The following is a 20450-nucleotide window of genomic DNA, read 5'->3' as shown; positions in this document are numbered from 1 at the left end:
GAGTGCATGAAGCTGGGCAGTCTGAAAGAAGGTGGTCGTGATGGCACGCTGATCGTTGTCAGTCGTGATCTGACGCGAGCCGTCAAAGCCCCTGGCATTGCTGCCACGCTGCAGGCGGCGCTGGACGACTGGTCGAATACGGCGCCACGATTGAACGCGTTGTCGGACGAGCTCAATCAAGGCAACGCGCCGGGCGCGTTTCCGCTTGAGATGAATGCACTGGCGGCGCCACTGCCGCGCGCATACGAATTTGTGGATGGCAGCGCCTATCTGCCGCACGTCGCGCGCGTGCGCCGTGCGCGTGGTGCGGAAGTGCCGGAATCGTTTTATGTCGATCCGTTGATGTACCAGGCCACCAGCGCAGGCTTCCTTGGTCCGCGCGATCCAGTGGTGGTGCCTAGCGAGGATTACGGTATCGACCTGGAAGCGGAAGTGGTTGTCATCACCGATGACGTGCCCATGGCGGTAACGCCGGATCAGGCCGCCAGTCATATACAGCTGATTGGATTGGTCAACGACGTCAGTTTGCGCAATCTGATTCCCGCCGAACTGGCGAAGGGATTCGGCTTTCTTCAATCAAAACCGCGGTCAGCGTTGTCGCCGGTGTTCGTGACACCGGATGAGCTTGGGGATGCGTGGCAAAGCGAAACGCTGCATTTGCCCATGCGCACATGGCTCAATGGTCAGTGGTTTGGTGAAGCCGAATGCGGCGTCGACATGCAGTTCAATTTCGCCCAGCTCGTGGCGCATGCAGCCAAGACACGACCGCTTACGGCGGGCACCCTCGTCGGTTCCGGCACGATTGCCAACGAGGACACCAGCAAGGGCGCATCGTGCCTGGCCGAGCAGCGTACGGTTGAAACACTGCGTGACGGCAAGCCGAGCACACCGTTTCTGACATTCGGCGATACGCTGCGTATCGAGGTCAGGGACAAAGATGGTGCGTCGATATTCGGTTCCATCGAACAGGTCATCGCGCGGCTGAGTTAGTACCACTTGCCGGTGTCTGTTCAAGCCGTTGCTTGATGCACGGGTGAAAGCCGTGACGCATCGCCATATCGGCGCTATCTTCGTAGCCTCCCCACACATGCCAGGAGTTGCATATGTCCCAGGTCACGCTCAAGGGCAATCCGGTCAAACTTGAAGGGCAACTGCCTGCCGTCGGTAGTGACGCCCCTGCCTTCAGCCTGGTTGGCAAAGATCTTTCCGATGTGCCGCTGACCGGTTTCAGCGGCAAGCGCAAAGTGCTGAATATCTTTCCCAGCATCGATACGCCAACGTGCGCCACCTCGGTACGCCGGTTCAATGAGAAGGCCAGCCAGCTGACGAACACCGTGGTGCTGTGCATCTCAGCGGATCTACCTTTTGCACAGGCCCGCTTTTGCGGTGCCGAGGGACTCGATAACGTCGTGACGCTGTCGACCATGCGCGGGCATGATTTCCTCAAACACTATGGCGTGGCGATCGCCTCCGGTCCCTTGGCTGGCCTCGCTGCGCGCGCAGTGGTCGTATTGGACGAGCACGGCAAAGTGCTGCACACAGAACTGGTGGGCGAGATTGCGAACGAGCCGGACTACGACGCAGCGCTTGCTGCCTTGAAGTAAGGCTGGGTTTCCAAAACGCGGGCCCTTGATGAAAAGCCGGGCATTGCCCGGCTTTTTGAGTGCTGCGGCAGCGCTTACTTTGCTGCCATCAACGCATGGGTCATGTCCAACATGCGGTTGGAGAAACCCCACTCGTTGTCATACCAGCTGAGCACCTTCACCAGCGTACCGCCCATGACGCGCGTCTGGCTTGCGTCATAGATGGAGGAGGCTGGGTTATGGTTGAAGTCGATGGAGACCAGTGGCTTGGTGTTCACCGCCAGGATGCCCTTCAGTGCGCCATTGGCGGCGTCGTGGATGGCAGCGTCGATTTCTTCCTTGGTGGTGTTGCGTGCGGCTACGAAGGAGAGATCCACCACCGATACGTTGATCACCGGCACGCGCATGGCAAAACCATCGAGCTTGCCGTTGAGTTCCGGCAGGACCAGGCCCACTGCGGCGGCGGCGCCGGTCTTGGTCGGAATCTGCGAATGCGTGGCCGAGCGGGCGCGGCGGAGGTCGGAATGGTAGACGTCCGTCAGCACCTGATCATTGGTATAAGCATGGATGGTGGTCATCAGGCCGTGCACGATGCCGATCTTTTCGTGCAGCACTTTGGCCAGGGGTGCCAGGCAGTTGGTGGTGCAGGAGGCGTTGGAGATCACCTGGTGCGCAGGGGTGATCTTGTCGTGGTTGACGCCGTAGACAAAGGTGCCGTCCACGTCCTTGTCGCCGGGCGCGGAGATGATCACTTTCTTGGCGCCGGCGTTGATATGCGCGCTGGCCTTCGCCTTGGAGGTAAACAGGCCCGTGCATTCCAGCACGACGTCGATACCCAGATCGGCCCACGGCAGCTTGGAGGGATCGCGTTCGGCGCATACCTTGATGCGGTCGCCGTTGACGATCAGATCACCACCATCCACCGAAACCTCGCCCGGAAATTTGCCGTGGGCGGTGTCGTACTGGGTCAGGTGCGCGTTGGTCTCGGCGTTACCGAGATCGTTGACCGCGACGATCTGGATGTCGTTCGTGCGACCGGCTTCATAGAGTGCACGCAGAGTATTGCGGCCGATGCGACCGTAACCGTTGATGGCGACCTTGATGGCCATGGGACAGCGTCCTCCAAAGAGTGATGGGACAGCAAAGCGGCGGTCTTGAGCGGCCGCCGAAATTGACATTCTAGCCCGAACCCAGGTTGTCCCTCACTCTGGGGCTGGCCGATGGCCCGATGGTGCTGGATCATGCGCTACCGATTCTTTCCCCATTTATATGAAGGCATGTCATGAGCGACGAACAGTTGATCGAAGTGAGCCTGGAGCAGACCGGCGAATACGAGTTTCGTGTGCGCTTCGATGGGACGGGGATGCCGGATCTGGTGACCGACGAGGCCGCGCCTCTTGGGGCTGATGCGGGTCCCAATCCTTCGCGCATGCTCACGGTTGCCGTGGCCAACTGTCTGTCTGCCAGCCTGCTGTTTGCCTTGCGCAAGTTTAAAAACACGCCGGACAGGCTGGTGACCAAGGCGCAGGGAGTGCTTGCACGTAATGAGCATGGGCGCTGGCGCATAGCGCGTATCAAGGTGGATCTGCACCTGGCGGATGCGGCTTCTGCGCTTGAGCACATCGATCGTGCGTTGGCGCAATTCGAAGATTTCTGCGTCGTGACGGAGAGCGTTCGACAGGGCATCAAGGTTGATGTCAACGTACGGGACGCAAGTGGAGCCGTCGTGCACACCAGCAACGTCTGAATGTCACAAAGCCTGTGGCAAGATGCCATGCTTTCACGACTTCGATCCAGAGTTTTCACCATGCGCCCGGTACATCTGCGCCGTCTTGCTGCTGCCCTGTTTTCCGTCTTTGCCCTCGCCCCGGCTGCACAGGCGTGGGGGCCGCTGGGGCATAGCGTTGTCGCCGAATTGGCACAACGCCATTTGAGTCCGGCAGCGGAAGCAGAGGTGGAGCGGCTGCTTGCGCTGGATCACACCCGATCCCTGGCGGATATCGCCAGCTGGCCGGACGAGATTCGCAACGACCCATCGCAGCAGACGCTATGGAAAGAGACGCGCCCGCTGCACTACATCGATTTTCGCGATCCTTCCTGCCTCTATGTACCGCCGCGCGACTGCAAGGATGGGAAATGCGTGGTCGAGGCGATTCCGCATTACATCAGCATCCTCGGTGATCGCAGCCAGCCGGATGCGGTGAGGCTGCAGGCGCTCAAGTTCGTGGTGCATTTCATTGGCGATATCCATCAGCCCTTGCATGGCGGCTATCGCGACGATGCCGGGGGCAACGCGTACCAAGTGCAGTTTGAGGGAAAGGGCACCAATCTGCATCGAGTATGGGATTCGGGCCTGCTCAGCACTCGCGGCCTTGATTGGAGGACCTATGCGCAGCGGCTCGATGCCGAAGGCCCGGTTGCGTTGCCGCCACCGCGTGCACCGCTAAACAATGCCTATGCCCAATGGGCGGAAGAATCCTGCCAAATCACGCATGACATCTATCCGTCCAATCACAAGATCGACCAGGCATATGTCGATGCTGAGCTGCCGGTAGCGGACAAGCGCTTGCGCGAAGCGGGCAGGCGGCTGGCCGAGATCTTGAACCTTACCCTGCAGAACGGCTAAGGGAAAATTGCACATTCCGCCTGCTGGACGAGTGTCGTCTGAAATTGTGCGTTGGGTTATAGGAAATAGCCCATCCCCATGCGAGGGCATTTTCGTTTGGCCCGCAATCGGCAATTGGATGGAACATCTGAGTGTCTGCGATGGACGGACCATGCGCGGCGGTATTGGACGTCACTGCCGATCCGTTGGCTTGCCTGGATGCAAAACCCAGGCGCAAGCGCTGGAAATAAAGCCCCATTTACGTCTATCCATCCAAATCCCAACGTGGGTTTGCGGCACTGCAATGCGACGGAATCTGCGAATGCAATCGATTGCAACGCGATGATGTGTCGTGTTTGCGTACAGTTCTGCTAGGCTCCACGGACGACTGTGAAAACTCAACCAATGACTACCGATACTCATTCCCGCCGCACCAAGATTGTCGCCACCCTAGGCCCCGCCACTGACGCGCCGGGCATGCTCGAAAAAATCATTGCCGAAGGCGTTGACGTCGTACGCCTCAATCTTTCGCATGGACAGTCCGACGATCATCGCGTCAGGGCTGCAGCGGTGCGCAAGGCTGCTGAAGCAGTGGGGCGCGAGGTCGGCATCCTGGCCGATCTGCAGGGTCCCAAGATCCGCGTCGAGCGGTTCGCCAATGGCCCGGTCGAATTGCGCGAAGGCGCGCCGTTCGTGCTTGAGTGTCGCGTTGATGCACCGCCAGGCGACGCCACACGTGTCGGCGTGAGTTATCTGGGATTGCCACACGATGTAAAGACCGGGGACATTCTCTTGCTGGATGACGGCCTGGTGGCACTCACGGTGCGCGAAGTCGTTGGCAGCGAAGTGCGCTGCCAGGTGCTGATCGGCGGGCGCCTGTCCGACCGTAAAGGTTTGAATCGACAGGGAGGTGGCCTTACCGTCGATGCGCTATCCGACAAGGACAAAGCCGACATCAAGCTCGCTGCCGAAATCGGCGCGGATTTTCTTGCGGTCTCATTCGTGCGGTCTGCCGCTGATATGGAGCTGGCACGGCGCTTGTTGAAGGAGGCCGGCGGCAACGCGTCGCTGGTGGCGAAAATCGAACGCGCCGATGCGATTCCCGTACTTGGCGAAATCATCGACGCTTCCGATGTCGTCATGGTGGCGCGCGGTGACCTGGGCGTAGAGATCGGCGACGCCGAACTGCCGGGCTTGCAGAAAAAGATCATCCGCGAATCGGTGCAGCGCAACCGTGCTGTCATCACAGCGACACAGATGTTGCAATCGATGGTGCGCTCGCCGATCCCGACGCGTGCCGAAGTGCTCGACGTGGCCAACGCGGTGATCGACGGAACGGATGCGGTGATGTTGTCCGAGGAATCGGCCGCGGGTGCGCATCCGGACAAGGCTGTCGCGGCGCTGCGTCGTATCTGCCTTGGCGCGGAACGTCAGTTCGAGCCGAAGGAAGATCTCACCACCAATGCGCATCATCTTGACCGCACCGATCAGGCGATTGCCTTGGCCGCCATGCTGCTGGCCAGTGAGATTGGCGTGCGGGCGATCGTTGCCTTGACGGAGTCGGGCGCTACCGCGCAGTGGCTGTCGCGCTATCGCAGTGCCGTGCCGATTTATGCCCTTTCGCCGTTTGATGACGCGCGCCGCCGCATGCTGGTATTGCGTGACGTGCATCCGGTGAAGTTCACGCACGATACGCTGAATCCCGCGGTATCCGCACGCGAAGCGGTGCGCCAGCTGTTTGCGGCAGGCAAGCTCTCCGAGGGCGACCGGGTGGTGCTGACGCATGGCGATCACATTGGCCGTGGCGGCGGTACCAACACGCTCAAGCTGTTGTCAGTGGGATCCGAAGGCATGGTGGAAAGCCTGCGCGACCTGTGATGGTTGGGGCCGCCCCTGACGCTGAAGCGTTCAGGGTTGGCATAGACTTAGGCTTGTCCCCACTGCTCTACATCGGAGGTATGCCATGCGCACGATCACCCGTATCGGCCAAACACTGTTGGTGGCCGCGATAGTGGCCGCTTGCCTGCCAGCCATGGCTCAGGAAACGCGCAGGGTGGCGCCTGATCAGCTTCCTCATGACTGGATTTTGCTCAATCGTGATGTTTCGGTAGACGTACCCAATAGCGGCGTCAACATTTATAAGCCCGGTTGCGTGGCGGTGACCTACACCATCGGGAGCGATGGGGTGCCGATGGATGTCAAGGTCGCCAAGGTGATGCCGGCGAGCGATCTCGGCAAAGCGGCGGTGAGCGCGGTATCTAATTTCCGTTACGGGCCTACGTTGACCAATAACCACGAAACGCCGGTGTCGACCTATTACATCGTGCCGTTCAATTCGCCTGACGACCCCGCGCAGCGCAACAAGCTGATGGCTCCTTGCAAACTGCCTGGCTACGGGCAGGGCTGATTGGCACAACCCTCGCTTGGCGTCCCCCTTCTCCGGATGGGGATATAATCGCGCGCTTCCAATAGTCCGCCCGCATGGGTGGCGTTCCTGCCTTGCGGCCGCATGCCGCCAAAGTTTCACGGAGTCGTCCAATGAGCATTGAAGATCTCGAGAGCATCGCCCTGGCGATGGTCGCACCCGGCAAGGGCATCATCGCGATCGATGAGTCGACCAGCACCATCAAGAAGCGCTTCGAGGCGGTCGGCATCGAAAACACGGAAGAGAACCGTCGCGCCTACCGCGAATTGCTGCTCACGACGCCCAATCTCTCGGAGCATATTTCCGGCGCCATCCTGTACGACGAAACCATCCGCCAGTCCACCAAGGACGGCGTGCCTTTCACTCAGCTCATGAAGAAGAACGGCATCATCCCCGGCATCAAGGTCGACAAAGGACCGGTGCCGTTGGCTGGATTTCCGGGCGACGTCGTGACAGAAGGCTTGGATGGACTGCGCGAGCGCCTGGCCGAATACGTGAAGCTTGGCGCGCAATTCGCCAAGTGGCGTGCGGTGATCAACATCAGCGAGGACAATCCGAGCTCCACCGCGATCGAAGCCAATTGCCATGCGCTCGCCCGCTATGCCGCGCTGTGCCAGGAAGCGGGCCTTGTACCGATGGTTGAGCCGGAAGTGATCATGGACGGCGATCACAGCATCGAGATCAGCTACGAAGTGCACGAGGCCGTGCTGCGCAGCTTGTTCAACGCGCTGTACGAGCAGAACGTGCTGCTGGAAGGCACCATTCTGAAAGTAAGCATGGTCATCCCGGGCAAGGATGCGGAAGAACAGGCCAGTGTCGAAGAGGTGGCTGAAGCGACCGTGCGCGTGCTCAAGACCACCGTGCCAGCAACACTCCCCGGTATCGTGTTCCTGTCGGGTGGCCAGACGGACGAACAATCCACGGCTCATCTCAATGCCATGAACCGCATGGGCCCGCATCCTTGGCCGCTGTCGTTCTCGTATGGTCGCGCCATGCAGCAGGCGGCACTGAAGCTGTGGGCAAAAGACATGAAGGCCAACTATGGCGAGGCACAGAAAGTCGTGCACGCACGGGCCAAGGACAACGGTCTCGCTGCGCTGGGACAGTGGAAGGGCTAAGCCTCCGTTGTCCACCTCGAAGCAGTAGGGAAAGGGCGCCCCAAGCTGGCGCCCTTTCTTTTTCTGTGCAGGCAAAGAAAACGGGCGCCACCAGGGCGCCCGTAAAAACCACTCGATACCTTCGTGATCTTGGTGCTTGCTTAGAAGCGATATTCTGCAGACACCGTGTAAGCATTGGTCTGCAACTGCACGCCATGATCGCGGTTGGAGCCGTCGTAGTAGTTGTAATTGACGCCAACACTCCAGTGTTGCGAGATGTTGTAGCCCACGCCCACGCCAGCGTAGTAACGCGTGCGGTCGAAGCGCTGATACACCGGACTGACGCTGTCAGTCAGACCTTGGCCTTGAGCATAGAAAGCACCCGTGCGGACTTCACCGTACCAGTTCGGGGTAATGTTGTAGCGCAGGTTCACGCCAAGTGTCGGGCCGTGCAGGCGGGAACGTAGCGATGAAACACCCGAGGCGCCGCGGGCATCTATCTGGCCAAGGTACTGATAGCCAGCTTCCACGCCAACGGACATATTCGGGTTGATGGCAAAGCGATAACCACCCTTGATGCCGCCGATGGCGTCACCGTTGGAATCGTAGGGACCCTTGTTGATCTGGCCATAGCCCGCTTCCGCACCGACATACCAACCTTGCTGAGCCGTTTGGGAGGGGGAGCTCTGCGCAAAGGCGGCGGGGATGGCGACCAGCCCGGCAGCAGCCAGGGCTACAGCAAACAGCGTCTTTTTCATGGAGTACTCCTTATTTGTATTGATCGAGGCGGTCGGCACGAGGGGGAAGCCGAGTAGCCCCGTACACATGCGTAACCATGCGCAGCGCAGACATAAGGCCGTGTCTGTTCAATTCAATACCGATGAGTTCAGTATTAAGAGTCGATTAAGGCGTCGGAAATGCCGGCCTGAGGCTGCCGTATCGACAGGTGGGGGAAACAGGAAGCCGGACGACAGATATCAAGGGATCGGCGACAATAGCGACTTTTGCTGCCTCTTCCGGAGAAAGATCTGATGACGTCCCGTCGCGTACTTGCCAACGCCATCCGCGCCTTAGCCATGGATGCCGTGGAGGCAGCCAAAATTGGCCATCCTGGCATGCCCATGGGCATGGCCGACATCGCCGAGGTGCTGTGGAACGACTTCCTTAAGTTCAATCCGGGCAATCCGAAATGGCCGGATCGCGACCGCTTCGTGTTGTCCAACGGACACGGCTCGATGCTCCAGTACGCGCTGCTGCATCTGACCGGTTTCGATCTGCCGATGGCGGAGCTGAAGCGTTTCCGCCAGCTTCATTCCAAGACGCCCGGCCATCCGGAAGCAAACGAAACCCCAGGTGTCGAGACCACCACGGGCCCTCTCGGGCAGGGCTTCGCCAATTCTGTCGGCTTCGCGTTGGCGGAAAAGCTGCTGGCCGAACACTTCAATCGGCCCGGTCATACCATTGTTGACCATCACACCTATGTCTTCATGGGCGATGGCTGCATGATGGAAGGCATATCGCATGAAGCGGCTTCGCTGGCAGGCACATGGAAGCTGGGCAAGCTGATCGCGATTTACGACGACAACAGCATCTCCATTGATGGCGAAGTGCAAGGCTGGTTTACCGACGACACGCCCAAGCGTTTTGAGGCTTACGGTTGGAACGTGATCCCTCATGTGGACGGCCACGACGCAGAAGCGATCAAGAAGGCCATTGCAGCGGCCACATCGCAAAGCGACAAGCCCACGCTGATTTGCTGCAAAACCATCATTGGTTTCGGCGCACCGCACAAGCAAGGCAAGGAAGAGGCCCATGGCTCCCCGCTGGGCAAGGATGAAGTTGCCGCAGCGCGCGACGAGCTGGATTGGCGCTATCCGCCTTTCGAGATCCCACAGGAAATCTACGACGGCTGGGATAAAAAAGCGGTCGGTAGGCAACGCGAGCAACAGTGGAACGACGCATTCGCCAAATATAAGGCGGAGTATCCCGAGCTTGCCGCGGAATTCCTTCGTCGCACTGCTGGCGAATTGCCGGCCGATTGGTCCGCGAAGGCACAGGCCTACATCGAGAAAGTCCATGCAGACGGTCCGGATGTCGCCTCGCGCAAAGCCTCGCAGATGGCCTTGGACGCGTTTGGTCCGCTGTTGCCGGAAATGATCGGTGGCTCGGCTGATCTGGCGGGTTCTAACCTCACCATGTGGAAGGGCAGCAAGAGCGTGACGGGGCCGGATGGCAACTATGTGCACTACGGTGTGCGTGAGTTCGGCATGAGCGCGATTGCGAACGGTTTGTCATTGCATGGCGGTTTCCTGCCTTATGACGGCACCTTCCTGGTGTTCTCCGATTACGCGCGCAATGCGGTGCGCATGAGCGCGTTGATTCCTGCGCATGTGATCCATGTGTACACCCATGACTCGATTGGCTTGGGCGAAGACGGTCCTACGCACCAGCCGGTTGAACATATCGCCTCGCTGCGGTTGATTCCGAACAACAGTGTGTGGCGTCCCTGTGATGCCGTGGAGTCGGCGGTGGCATGGAAAGAGGCCATTGGCCATAAGCGTGGCCCATCCTGCCTGATCTTTTCGCGTCAAACGCTCAAGCATCAGCAACGCACGTCCCAGCAGGTAGCGGATATCAGGCGGGGTGCTTATGCGCTGCTCGATCCCGCCGATACCCAGTTCAAAGCCATCCTGATTGCGACCGGTTCAGAAGTTGAAATCGCGATGGAGGCGGCACGTACGCTGGCCCAGCAGAACGTGCCCGTGCGCGTGGTCTCCATGCCTTCCACGGATGTGTTCGATGCTCAGCCGCTGGAATACCGCGAAGGTGTATTGCCAAGCTGGTGCCGTGCGCGCGTGGCAATCGAAGCGGCCATTGCGGACTACTGGCGCAAGTATGTCGGTCTCGATGGCGAAGTGGTCGGCATGACCACATTCGGCGCATCCGCGCCGGGTCCGCAATTGTTCGAGCACTTCGGCATTACCGTCGCGCACGTGGTCGATGCGGTGAAGCGTGTGATCGGATGATCGTCTGCTGCCCCTCTCCCGGCAGGAGAGGGGCAGCGAAGTCAGAGCAGGTGCTTCCGAGGCGAAGTGATGAGGCCCATCATGGGCTCGCTAACGTGGTCGCAATACCAAAAGTGATCGCCATGATCACGGCCACTGCTACACATGCACTGCCGATCCGGATACGGCGCGCGTCGATCCGTGGAATCAACCGCCACATAGCAATCACACCGATCAGCATCGATAGCACGAGCGATGCGCGAAATGCATCACTGGCAAGCAAAGGTGCAAAAGGCGGGCGCATCACGCCGACATGCGCAGCGGTGATCGTGCTGATCAGAATCGCGAGCAGGCTCCATACCAGGCAGGCGAGATAGGTGCGGTTGAAAACCACCGGCGCGCCTTCGCTCCAGCGCAGTACGATCCATGCGATCACGCTTGGTACGATGGCGCCGATGCTGCCGTAAAGCACCCACCAGATAAGACTGCTGACCAGCGTGAGCAAACCCGTCATGGTTTTTCCTTGAAGCCCATCCGATTGAGCAGTTTGTCCATCAGCCACGCAGGACCGATGAGCAGGTAGGCGAGATCGGTAAAAAAGCTCGGCCGCCTTCCTTCGAACAGATGGCCGATGAATTGGCCGATCCACGCCAGGACGAACACGCTTGCTCCCAGCCAACGCATGGTTGTGGGGCCATATTGATCGAAAAGTCGTGCGCAAATCAGCGCCATGATCACCCATGCCATGAGCAACGCTGCACCCAGGCGACGCGAATGCTTCCAATACCAGGTGAATGCCAGCACGATCGCGAATACCGCCCAGGCGCCGGGGCGCAACAGCGACTCCGGTACCGGCACCGTCCACAACAAGGCCAATACGCTCCACACGATGCATGGCACGCAAAGCCAGTGCAGCAAGCGGTTGATGGGATGTTGGTGATCGTGGCTGTAGCTATCCAGCCATTCCCGCATGCTGCGTTGAGACGACGGCGCGACCATCAATGCGCGATGTTCTTGGAGAAGAAGTTGAGCACCAGTACCCCGGCCACGATCAATCCGATACCGAGCATCGCGGCAGGATCCAATTTTTGCTGATAGATGACGACGCCGATCAAGGCGATCAGCGCCGTGCCAGCGCCCGACCAGATCGCGTAGGCGATGCCGAGCGGAACACTTCGCAGCGCAAGGCTCAGGCAATAAAAGGCGATGCCGTAGCCGATCACTACCACGACACTTGGCACGAGTTGGCTGAAGCCGTTCGAGGCTTTCAACGCGCTGGTAGCGATGACTTCGGCAACGATCGCAAGGCTAAGGCAAAGCCAGGCACTCACTGACTTACTCCAGTGTGATGCCGGCCAGGCGCTGCAATGCCTCGGCGTATTTGGCGGAAGTGCCTGCAATCACCTCGGTCGGAATATGCGGACCGGGCGCTTTCTTGTTCCAATCCAGTGTTTCAAGGTAATCGCGCACGAATTGCTTGTCATAACTTGGCGGGCTGATGCCGACGCGATACTGATCGGCGGGCCAGAAACGCGAGGAATCCGGCGTCAGCATTTCATCCATCACATATAGCTTGCCGTGTTCGTCGGTACCGAATTCGAACTTGGTATCGGCGATGATGATGCCGCGTTCGGCCGCATAAGCAGCCGCCCATTGATAGATAGCCAGCGTGGCGTCGCGAACTTGTTCGGCCAGATCCTTGCCGACGGCGGCCACCACGGCATCGAAGCTTACATTTTCGTCGTGATCGCCTACGGCGGCCTTGGTGGATGGCGTAAAGATGGGTTCCGGCAGCCGCTCGGCCTGGCGCAAGCCTGCGGGCAGCTTGATGCCGCACAACGAACCGGTGGCCTGGTAGTCCTTCCAGCCGGAACCGATCAGATAACCGCGTGCGATCGCCTCCACCGGCACGGGCTTGAGCCGTCGTGTGACGACGGCGCGCTTGCGATACAGCGCCAGGTCCGTGCCTGGGGCAAGTACCTCTTCGAGCGGCGTGTGCAGCAGATGATTCGGCACGATGTGCGCGGTCTTGCCGAACCAGAAGTTCGAAATCTGCGTGAGCATTTCGCCCTTGCCGGGAATCGGATCGGGCAGCACCACGTCAAAAGCGGAAAGACGATCGGTCGCTACGATCAGCAGGCGATGGTCCGAGAGCGCATAGACGTCACGCACCTTGCCGCGATGGATCAGTTCAAGGCCGGGCAGGTTCGATTGCAGCAGGGTGGTAGGCACAAGGCGCTCCGGAGGGTCAGACAAGCTCGCTATTGTACCGGGCAAGCCATGTGACGCTGCTAGAATCGGAGGCTTTCATGCCTGTGTATTGCCGATGCGAACCGTACTGATCGCGGCACTCGGTCTGATCTGTGCCTTCCCAGCGCTCGCCGCCGATATGCCGCCCAAGCCGGTGCGGCTCGGATTGTGTGCGGCCTGCCATGGCGAAACCGGCATGGCGCAGATACCCGGTGCTCCCAACCTTGCCGGCCAACGGCTCGACTACCTGCGCAAGGCGCTGAGGGAGTATCGCGACGGCACACGTAACGTGCCACTAATGCGTACGGCCATTGGTCCGCTCACCGATGCGGAACTGGATCAGCTTGCACGCTGGTATAGCGCTCAGACACCTCAGCCAGGGGCCGGCTCGTCACCATGAGTTACACCTATACGTTCTGGTTCGCGATGGGAGGTTTGCTGCTCGGCCACGGTTTTGTTGGCATGGGCGTGGGCGCGATCATCGGATTTGTATTCGACAACCTGCGTTACAGCCAGCGTCGCAGTGCCATTCCCGAAGTGGGTGGCTATGTATCGCCGTTGTTTGCACTGTTGGGTGCGATTGCGAAATCCGATGGCCGTGTATCCGAGGCGGAAATCGCCATCATCGAGCGCATCATGGCGCGCATGGGCTTGGGCGCAGACGCGCGCCAGCAGGCCATCCAGGCCTTCAATCGCGGTAAGCAGCCCGAGTTCGACGTGGCCGGCCCGATCAATGCGTTACGCCAATGGGCGGGCTTGCGTCGCGATCACGCTTTTCCATTGCTCGACGTGGTGATCGAAACCGTGCTCGCCGAAGGCAGCCCATCGCCGGAAAAAATGGCCATCCTGCGCCAGCTGGCCTTTGCCCTGCGTATCAGCGACATGGAGCTGATGGCCCTGATGGCGATGAAAGGGTACGCCTGGCAAGGTGCGAGTGCGCGCCACTATGGACGTGGCAATGGTTACGTTCCGCCCCAGCGCAATACGCAGGGGCCCGACCCTTACGCGGTGCTGGGTATTACCCGGGATACCGATGAGCGCGCCATCAAGCGCGCCTATCGCAAGCTGATTTCGGAACATCACCCGGACCGCCTGGGCGACCTGCCGGAAGCGATGCGCAAGCGCGCCGAGACACGGGCCAGCGAGATCAACGCGGCGTACGAGCGCATCAAGGCGGAGCGCGGGTTCAAATAAGTCGCTCCGCTGCGCGGGCCGGAAATTCGCCGTTCCGGTGAAGCCGGGGCTGGGCGCCGCGTAGAGCGGCAAGCGGCGCTGGATACGCGCTGGCGCGACAAATCGACGATGCGCGCGTGCCGGTAGAATGGCGGCCTGGCGTGCCGATGAAGCACGCGATTTATTTTTCCCCTCTCTCGAATCCGTGCCGCCCATGAGCAAACAATCTCCGATCATCGCCCCATCCATTCTTTCCGCTGATTTCGCGCGACTGGGCGAAGACACCGCCAAGGTATTGGCGGCAGGTGGCGATTGGGTCCATTTCGATGTCATGGACAATCATTACGTACCCAATCTCACCATGGGTCCGATGGTGCTCAAGGCGCTGCGCGATTACGACATCACTGCGCCGATCGATGTGCATTTGATGGTGAAACCAGTCGATCGGATCGTGCCGGATTTCGCCAAGGCGGGTGCGGACCGGATCAGCTTCCATCCGGAAGCCACTGAGCACGTGGATCGCACGATCGGGCTGATCAAGGATTCCGGCTGCAAGGCCGGCCTGGTATTTAATCCGGCCACGCCGCTGAACTGGCTTGACCATGTACTGGATAAGCTCGATCTGGTGCTGATCATGTCGGTGAATCCAGGCTTCGGCGGCCAGAAGTTCATCCCCCAGGCGCTGGAGAAATTGCGTCGCGTGCGTCGTTTGATCGACGACAGCGGCTGCGATATCCGGCTGGAGGTGGACGGCGGTGTCACGGCGGCAAACATCGGCGAGATTGCCGCAGCCGGGGCCGACACCTTCGTTGCAGGCTCGGCCATTTTTGGCGCAGCTGATTACCGGGCGGTGATCGATACGATGCGCGCCAGCATCGCCTGATCGAGCCTCTCGCAAAGAAAAACCCGGCACAGGGGGAATCTGTGCCGGGCTGGAGGGCGTCGAAAAGACGCTAGAGGAGACACCATCGACAGGAGCAGCCTGCATGGGGCTAAAGGACGGGAGGCTCGTCCGTCGTTTTAGCCTTGGCGAGTTCCACGGCAACTGGACTATGCGCCTGTCAAGTAATCGGACCGGCCTCGCTCGCATTGGTTCCCGTCCCAGGCAAAAAAACTTGAGCAAAAAAATCCCCTCCACGTCAGGAGGGGGAAGGAACGTCTGGACCGGGTTAAACAGGGAAAAAAACTTGAGGCCGCTTAGAAGGGAGGCTGCGAAGAGGTGGGGCTTGCCTGGCGCTGCCGGCGGAATCCTTGCGCACCGGCAGCGCCCATGCCTTCCACGGCAGCTTTACGAAAATTTCAGTGCAGACTCATGAGCACGGCCAGCAGCAGGGAGCCGATCGCCAGCGCTACCCGCAAAGGTTCGAAGCTACGCAGTTCGGCATTGGGGTCGACGGAAGGATCGGCGCGCATCGTTGGCGTCTCTGTGACTGGCTTGGATCCATCACACACCCGGGCCGGGGCTCTCAGCCGGCCCCTACAGGGCGATCGGGCGATGGAATCTGGCAGAACGCGGGCAATGGCACCTCCTGGCTTGCGCATGGGCCACCCACATAGCAACCTGCGCGCCATCATCACGAGGAATCCACATGGGACGCAGCATCGCGATCGTCGAAGACGAACCCCTGATTCGCGCCAACTATGTCGAGGCACTGAATCGCTTCGGCTATGACACCCGCGGCTATGGCTCCCGCCAGGACGCCTCCAATGCGTTCGCCGCCCGTCTGCCGGAGTTGGTCATCATCGATATCGGCCTGGGCGATGAGCCGGAGGGCGGTTTCGACCTGTGCCGCGAGCTGCGCGCCAAGTCCGCCACCTTGCCGATCATCTTCCTCACGGCCCGTGACTCGGATTTCGACGTCATCTCGGGCCTGCGGCTAGGCGCCGACGACTATCTCAGCAAGGACACCAGCTTGCATCAACTGGCGGCGCGGATTGCGGCGTTGTTCCGGCGCATCGAATCGCTCAAGGCGCCGGCGTCGAGTGAAACCGTGATCGGACATGGCCCGCTCAAGCTGGAATCCGAGCGCATGCGCATCAGCTGGAACGATATCGAAGTACCGCTTACGGTGACCGAATTCTGGATGGTCCACACGCTGGTGCGTTTTCCGGGCCACGTGAAAAATCGTGATCAACTGATGCGCGAGGCGGAGTTGGTGGTCGATGACGCCACCATCACTTCGCACATCAAGCGCATCCGCAAGAAGTTCATTGCCGTGGCGCCGGATTTCGATGCGATCGAGACCGTACACGGCGTGGGTTACCGGTGGCGTCCATGATACGGGCCTGCTGTCTTTGGATCGGCCTGCTGGTGGCGGGTGCGGCCATGGCATCGTCCACCGGCGCGCTGGTCGAAGCACATGGTGTCGCCGATGGACGCGTAGCTGCCTGGACCATTACCTCCCATGGGCCAGCTGGCTGGACGCCGGATTGCTGCACCTATGCCAAAGCCATCGGTGTCAATTACGTGCTTTACCAGGGCGTATGGACCGGCAAGCCCGAGCGCGTGATGGTGCTCAACGTATGGCCGTCCAAGTTGCCCTCGCTGGACGCTGAACTGCAGGAGGACCGTAAGCACTATTTGCAGCTAGATCCTGGCGGCAAAGCGGATGCCTTTGTGGTGAACGACCCGCATGTCGCCTGCAAAGGAGTGTCCTACGCCGGCACCGACCATATCGATGACGTCGTCGTGTTCTGCGACCCCGGCAAAGCTTCCGGCATCCGCTACAGCTGGTCGATGACGCTCGCTGCTTCTGATCCTCAGCGCAAGGCCATGCTGGATGCGTTCCGGCAAGTGGTTGAGCAATCCCGCTATCAGGTTGGCCCTGGGCATTGAAGGCAGACGCTATGACGTGAAGGCGATGATTCTCGCCGCACATGGCGGTAACAGCGTGTTAGGTTCCGTTGGACCTGACAGGAAATTCATTCCATGGACCTGATTGTCCGTCGTGCCTCCTTGCCGCCATCAGCCGAATGTCCTCATCCTATTGTCGATCTGGGTATCGAAGATGGGCGGATCGTAGCGATTGCGCCTCAGTTGGCAGCGACCGGTCGCAATGAACTTGAGGCCCAGGGGAGGCTGGTTGCACCCCCTTTCGTGGACGCGCATTTCCATATGGATGCAACCCTTTCCCACGGCCTGCCAAGGGTCAACGCCTCCGGCACCTTATTGGAAGGGATCGCCTTGTGGGGTGAGTTGAAGCCACAGCTGAGCTACGAAGCGCTGGTCGAACGGGCGTTGCACTATTGCGATTGGGCCGTCGCGCGTGGCCTGCTGGCCATCCGTTCGCATGTTGATGTGTGCGACGAGCGCCTACTGGCCGTGCAAGCCCTGCTGGAGGTCAAGCGCCGCGTATCGCCCTATCTGGATTTGCAACTGGTCGCCTTCCCCCAGGACGGTCTTTTGCGCAGTCCAGGTGCTTTCGACAATTTGAAACGCGCCATAGCCATGGGGGTCGAGGTGGTGGGTGGCATCCCTCACTTCGAGCGCACCATGGCCGAAGGCGCGGAATCGGTGCGTCTATTGTGCGAGTTCGCAGCGGACAAGGGTTTGCGCGTGGACATGCATTGCGATGAATCCGACGACCCGCTGTCTCGACACATTGAAACCCTGGTGGCGCAAACGCAACGGCTTGGATTGCAGGGACGTGTCGCCGGATCACATCTCACGTCCATGCACTCCATGGACAACTACTACGTCAGCAAATTATTGCCATTAATGCGCGAGGCCGATGTGGCGGCCATCGCCAATCCACTGATCAACATTACCTTGCAAGGGCGTGCGGATACCTATCCCAAACGGCGTGGCATGACCCGCGTGCCGGAACTGCTTGCCGCTGGCGTCACGGTAGCGTTTGGCCACGACTGCGTCATGGACCCGTGGTACAGCCTGGGATCGGGCGACATGCTGGAAGTCGCGCATATGGGCTTACACGTCGCGCAGATGACAAGCATCGACGGCATCCATGCTGCCTTTGATGCGGTAACCCTGCATCCAGCTAAAATCCTGGGACTGGAAGGCTACGGTCTGGCGGTTGGCTGTCATGCCGATTTCGTACTTCTGGATGCACGCGATCCTGTCGAAGCGATCCGTCTGCGCGCCGCGAGGCTTGCCGTGGTGCGGCGTGGCAAAATCATCGCGCGCTCCCCACCAGCATGCGCCAACCTGTCAGTCGAAGGACGTCCGGCCGAGGTTGATTTCAAGCTGCACCGGCCGGCCCCTTAGATAACCTCACTGCATGAGCCTGCGACAAAAACTCCTGCTCGTTGCCTTATGCACCCTCGCACTGCCGGTTGCGGGGTGGTTGTACGTGCGTCAAATGGAAACCCTGCTGCGGCAAGGCCAGGAACAGGCGCTGATTGCCACTGCGACGGCCGTCGCACGCAGCCTCGCCATTACCGATGAACCATTGCCGATGCCGGGCAAGGGCTGGTACGTACAACAAGCCGTGAATCCGATCGTGGTAGATGGCTACGGCGATGACTGGGCTCCGATGACGCCATGGAGCCAACCGCTAGGTCCGCATGGCAAGTTGCTGCTGGCGGAAGACAATAACGGCTTCTATCTCTACATAGATGTGCGCATCAGTCGTCGTACGCGTGCGGATGCGGGCGACGCGAATGCGCTTTCCGCAGATCATCTGATACTTGACCTGGTGGAAGGATCGCAGCATCGCCGTTACTTGATCGCAAGCGCGGCGCCCGGCGCGTTCACGGCGCTTCCACTCGATCCGGCAGCAGGCGATCTGCCCGACAGAGTGATAGGGCAATGGCAGGAGGATGGCAGTGGCTACCGCGCCGAGTTGCGCCTTGCGCCCGACCTGGGACTGAGCGCGCTGGGTGTCGGTGTCTACACCGCCGTGGACGGCGGCGATCCGCTTGCCGCAGACGTACGCCCGCTCTGGCGCTACTCTCCCGATCTATCGCAGGAACTGGGGCGGCTTGCACCCGATGACACGCGCGCACGCCTGCTCGCACCTTCCGGCTGGTTGCTGGCGCAAAGCGGACGCCTGGCCACCTCAGGCCCGCAACCAAGCTGGCTATCGTCAGTGATCTATCGCTCCCTCCTCGCCAATTCGCTGGAAGATGCCGAAGGGTGGACCGCCGATGTGCCGCGCCTGGATTTGCCGGAGGTGCAAAGCGCTCGCGCCGGCACCCCCACGACGGTGTGGCGACGGGGCGAAGAGCGCGACAGCGTCGTGCTTGCGGCGGCCGTGCCGGTGGAACGCGCCCACGTAGTCGTAGGCATCTTGCTATTGGAGCAGGCCAGTCGCGCCGTGCCGTTATTGGCCAATCGCGCGCTGCTGAGCCTGCTTCTCACCAGCTTCGGGGTGATGCTAGTGGCGGGCGCGATTTTGCTGCTGTTCGCCACCCGCCTCAGCCTGCGTCTCAGTCGCTTGCGTGATGCCGTGGAGCGCGCCCAGCTCAACGATGGACGTCTGGACGGCTCTTTGATTCAAAGTCGTTTTCCGATGGCCGAAGCAGAAGATGAAATCGGTGATCTGGCGCGCAGCTTCCAGAAGCTGTTCGAAGCGGTCGGTGGCTATACCGACTATTTGCGTACGCTCGCATCCAAGCTTTCGCATGAGCTCAACACGCCGCTGGCGATCGTGAAATCCTCGCTTGACAACCTCGAGCACGCACAACTGACAGATGAAGCCAAACCTTATCTGGCGCGGGCGCGCGATGGCGTGGCACGCCTCGGCACACTGGTTCGTGCGATGAGCGAAGCCAGCCGGATGGAGCGGGCCATCGTTGCCGCCGAACCCGAGGACGTCGATCTCGTCGACGTGGTGCGTGGTTGCGCCGATGCATATCGGCCGCTGGCGGGGACTCGCCGCTTGGAATGTTTCCTGCCGGATCGACCGGTGCATCTGCATGGTGCGCCGGAATTGATTGCACAGGCGCTGGACAAATTATTCGACAATGCACTGTCCTTTACGCCATCCGATGGATGGCTGCGCCTGAGCCTGCGTCCGCACAACAGTGGTGCTGAAATCGAACTCGCCAATCAAGGACCGCCGCTGCCCGCTGCCATGCAGGGCCGATTGTTCGACTCCCTCGTCAGCTTGCGCGACAAAGCCACCCCTGGCGATGCGCCGCATCTTGGCCTTGGCCTGTATGTGGTGCGTCTGGTTGCCGAACGGCACGGTGGCGTGGCATCAGCACGTAATCTGGAAGATGGCAGCGGCGTGGCTTTCAGCTTGTTGTTGCGCGGCATGCCACGCCAAAGGCTGGCCGGCGGAAACAGCTGATGCACAGCGACGCATCCGTTGATCGCCATACACGAACGTCTTGGGGCGATGTCCCACT

At 60.3% G+C, this 20450-nt stretch carries 21 protein-coding genes; 15 read left to right on the top strand and 6 right to left on the bottom strand.

The window, feature by feature from the left end; all coding sequences use genetic code 11:
* The first annotated feature begins 6 nt into the window (after positions 1–6).
* Positions 7–990, top strand: a complete 984-nt coding sequence (locus AC4HNJ_RS05925) for a fumarylacetoacetate hydrolase family protein (protein WP_490478624.1) — start codon at positions 7–9, stop codon at positions 988–990.
* A 113-nt stretch (positions 991–1103) separates the two neighbouring features.
* Positions 1104–1604 (top strand): thiol peroxidase, encoded by a 501-nt coding sequence (gene tpx, locus AC4HNJ_RS05920; protein WP_490478623.1) that lies wholly within the window; start codon positions 1104–1106, stop codon positions 1602–1604.
* Positions 1605–1678: 74 nt separating this feature from the next.
* Here tpx and gap read toward each other — a convergent pair whose 3' ends face one another.
* Positions 1679–2692 carry a type I glyceraldehyde-3-phosphate dehydrogenase gene (gene gap, locus AC4HNJ_RS05915; RefSeq protein WP_490478622.1) on the bottom strand — a complete coding sequence of 338 codons (1014 nt, stop codon included), beginning with the start codon at positions 2690–2692 and terminating at the stop codon, positions 1679–1681.
* Positions 2693–2865: 173 nt separating this feature from the next.
* On the opposite strand from gap, the gene AC4HNJ_RS05910 reads away from it, so the two are divergent.
* The 5 genes from AC4HNJ_RS05910 to AC4HNJ_RS05890 all read left to right on the top strand — a co-directional run bounded on the left by AC4HNJ_RS05910 (position 2866) and on the right by AC4HNJ_RS05890 (position 7731).
* Positions 2866–3330 (top strand): OsmC family protein, encoded by a 465-nt coding sequence (locus AC4HNJ_RS05910; protein WP_490478621.1) that lies wholly within the window; start codon positions 2866–2868, stop codon positions 3328–3330.
* A gap of 60 nt (positions 3331–3390) precedes the next feature.
* Positions 3391–4209: a S1/P1 nuclease gene (locus AC4HNJ_RS05905; RefSeq protein WP_490478620.1), complete on the top strand. Its 819-nt coding sequence runs from the start codon at positions 3391–3393 to the stop codon at positions 4207–4209.
* 384 nt (positions 4210–4593) lie between these two features.
* The gene (gene pyk, locus AC4HNJ_RS05900; protein WP_490478619.1) at positions 4594–6066 is read left to right on the top strand and encodes a pyruvate kinase; all 1473 of its coding nucleotides are present in this window, start codon (positions 4594–4596) and stop codon (positions 6064–6066) included.
* An 85-nt stretch (positions 6067–6151) separates the two neighbouring features.
* Complete coding sequence (locus tag AC4HNJ_RS05895) at positions 6152–6595, top strand: energy transducer TonB (RefSeq protein ID WP_490478618.1); 444 nt, start codon at positions 6152–6154, stop codon at positions 6593–6595.
* Between the two features lie 131 nt (positions 6596–6726).
* Complete coding sequence (locus AC4HNJ_RS05890; RefSeq protein WP_490478617.1) at positions 6727–7731, top strand: class I fructose-bisphosphate aldolase; 1005 nt, start codon at positions 6727–6729, stop codon at positions 7729–7731.
* A gap of 140 nt (positions 7732–7871) precedes the next feature.
* On the opposite strand, the gene AC4HNJ_RS05885 is transcribed toward AC4HNJ_RS05890, so the two are convergent.
* Positions 7872–8468, bottom strand: a complete 597-nt coding sequence (locus AC4HNJ_RS05885; RefSeq protein WP_490478616.1) for an outer membrane protein — start codon at positions 8466–8468, stop codon at positions 7872–7874.
* Positions 8469–8741: 273 nt separating this feature from the next.
* Here AC4HNJ_RS05885 and tkt point away from each other — a divergent pair, with 273 nt between their 5' ends.
* A complete protein-coding gene (gene tkt / locus AC4HNJ_RS05880; RefSeq protein WP_490478615.1) occupies positions 8742–10736 on the top strand; it encodes a transketolase in 1995 nt (664 codons plus the stop codon).
* A gap of 79 nt (positions 10737–10815) precedes the next feature.
* On the opposite strand, the gene AC4HNJ_RS05875 is transcribed toward tkt, so the two are convergent.
* From AC4HNJ_RS05875 to AC4HNJ_RS05860, 4 genes are read right to left on the bottom strand one after another with little or no spacing between them, the layout of a single operon-like run.
* On the bottom strand, positions 10816–11229 hold the full coding sequence (locus AC4HNJ_RS05875) for a hypothetical protein (RefSeq protein ID WP_490478614.1): 414 nt from the start codon (positions 11227–11229) through the stop codon (positions 10816–10818).
* The gene (locus AC4HNJ_RS05870) at positions 11226–11687 is read right to left on the bottom strand and encodes an Mpo1 family 2-hydroxy fatty acid dioxygenase (RefSeq protein ID WP_490478613.1); all 462 of its coding nucleotides are present in this window, start codon (positions 11685–11687) and stop codon (positions 11226–11228) included. Before AC4HNJ_RS05870 ends, AC4HNJ_RS05875 begins: the two co-directional genes overlap by 4 nt.
* Before the next feature lie 26 nt (positions 11688–11713).
* Positions 11714–12046 carry a DMT family transporter gene (locus AC4HNJ_RS05865; RefSeq protein ID WP_490478612.1) on the bottom strand — a complete coding sequence of 111 codons (333 nt, stop codon included), beginning with the start codon at positions 12044–12046 and terminating at the stop codon, positions 11714–11716.
* A gap of 4 nt (positions 12047–12050) precedes the next feature.
* Positions 12051–12947, bottom strand: a complete 897-nt coding sequence (locus tag AC4HNJ_RS05860; RefSeq protein WP_490478611.1) for a phosphoribosylaminoimidazolesuccinocarboxamide synthase — start codon at positions 12945–12947, stop codon at positions 12051–12053.
* A 94-nt stretch (positions 12948–13041) separates the two neighbouring features.
* On the opposite strand from AC4HNJ_RS05860, the gene AC4HNJ_RS05855 reads away from it, so the two are divergent.
* From AC4HNJ_RS05855 to AC4HNJ_RS05825, 7 genes are all read left to right on the top strand, one after another.
* Positions 13042–13365 carry a c-type cytochrome gene (locus tag AC4HNJ_RS05855; protein WP_490478610.1) on the top strand — a complete coding sequence of 108 codons (324 nt, stop codon included), beginning with the start codon at positions 13042–13044 and terminating at the stop codon, positions 13363–13365.
* Positions 13362–14159 (top strand): co-chaperone DjlA, encoded by a 798-nt coding sequence (djlA, locus tag AC4HNJ_RS05850; RefSeq protein ID WP_490478609.1) that lies wholly within the window; start codon positions 13362–13364, stop codon positions 14157–14159. The genes AC4HNJ_RS05855 and djlA overlap by 4 nt, the downstream gene beginning before the upstream one ends.
* Positions 14160–14352: 193 nt before the next feature.
* Positions 14353–15021: a ribulose-phosphate 3-epimerase gene (rpe, locus tag AC4HNJ_RS05845; protein WP_490478608.1), complete on the top strand. Its 669-nt coding sequence runs from the start codon at positions 14353–14355 to the stop codon at positions 15019–15021.
* Between the two features lie 706 nt (positions 15022–15727).
* Positions 15728–16417, top strand: a complete 690-nt coding sequence (gene pdsR, locus AC4HNJ_RS05840) for a proteobacterial dedicated sortase system response regulator (RefSeq protein ID WP_490478607.1) — start codon at positions 15728–15730, stop codon at positions 16415–16417.
* Complete coding sequence (locus AC4HNJ_RS05835; RefSeq protein ID WP_490478606.1) at positions 16414–16974, top strand: hypothetical protein; 561 nt, start codon at positions 16414–16416, stop codon at positions 16972–16974. The genes pdsR and AC4HNJ_RS05835 overlap by 4 nt, the downstream gene beginning before the upstream one ends.
* Positions 16975–17067: 93 nt before the next feature.
* Positions 17068–18363, top strand: a complete 1296-nt coding sequence (locus AC4HNJ_RS05830) for an amidohydrolase family protein (protein ID WP_490478605.1) — start codon at positions 17068–17070, stop codon at positions 18361–18363.
* 13 nt (positions 18364–18376) lie between these two features.
* Positions 18377–20392, top strand: a complete 2016-nt coding sequence (locus tag AC4HNJ_RS05825) for an ATP-binding protein (RefSeq protein ID WP_490478604.1) — start codon at positions 18377–18379, stop codon at positions 20390–20392.
* Positions 20393–20450: the final 58 nt, after the last annotated feature.

Source organism: Dyella sp. SYSU CM1112, assembly GCF_058216415.1.
This window is presented reverse-complemented; position numbering and strand designations above follow the sequence as displayed.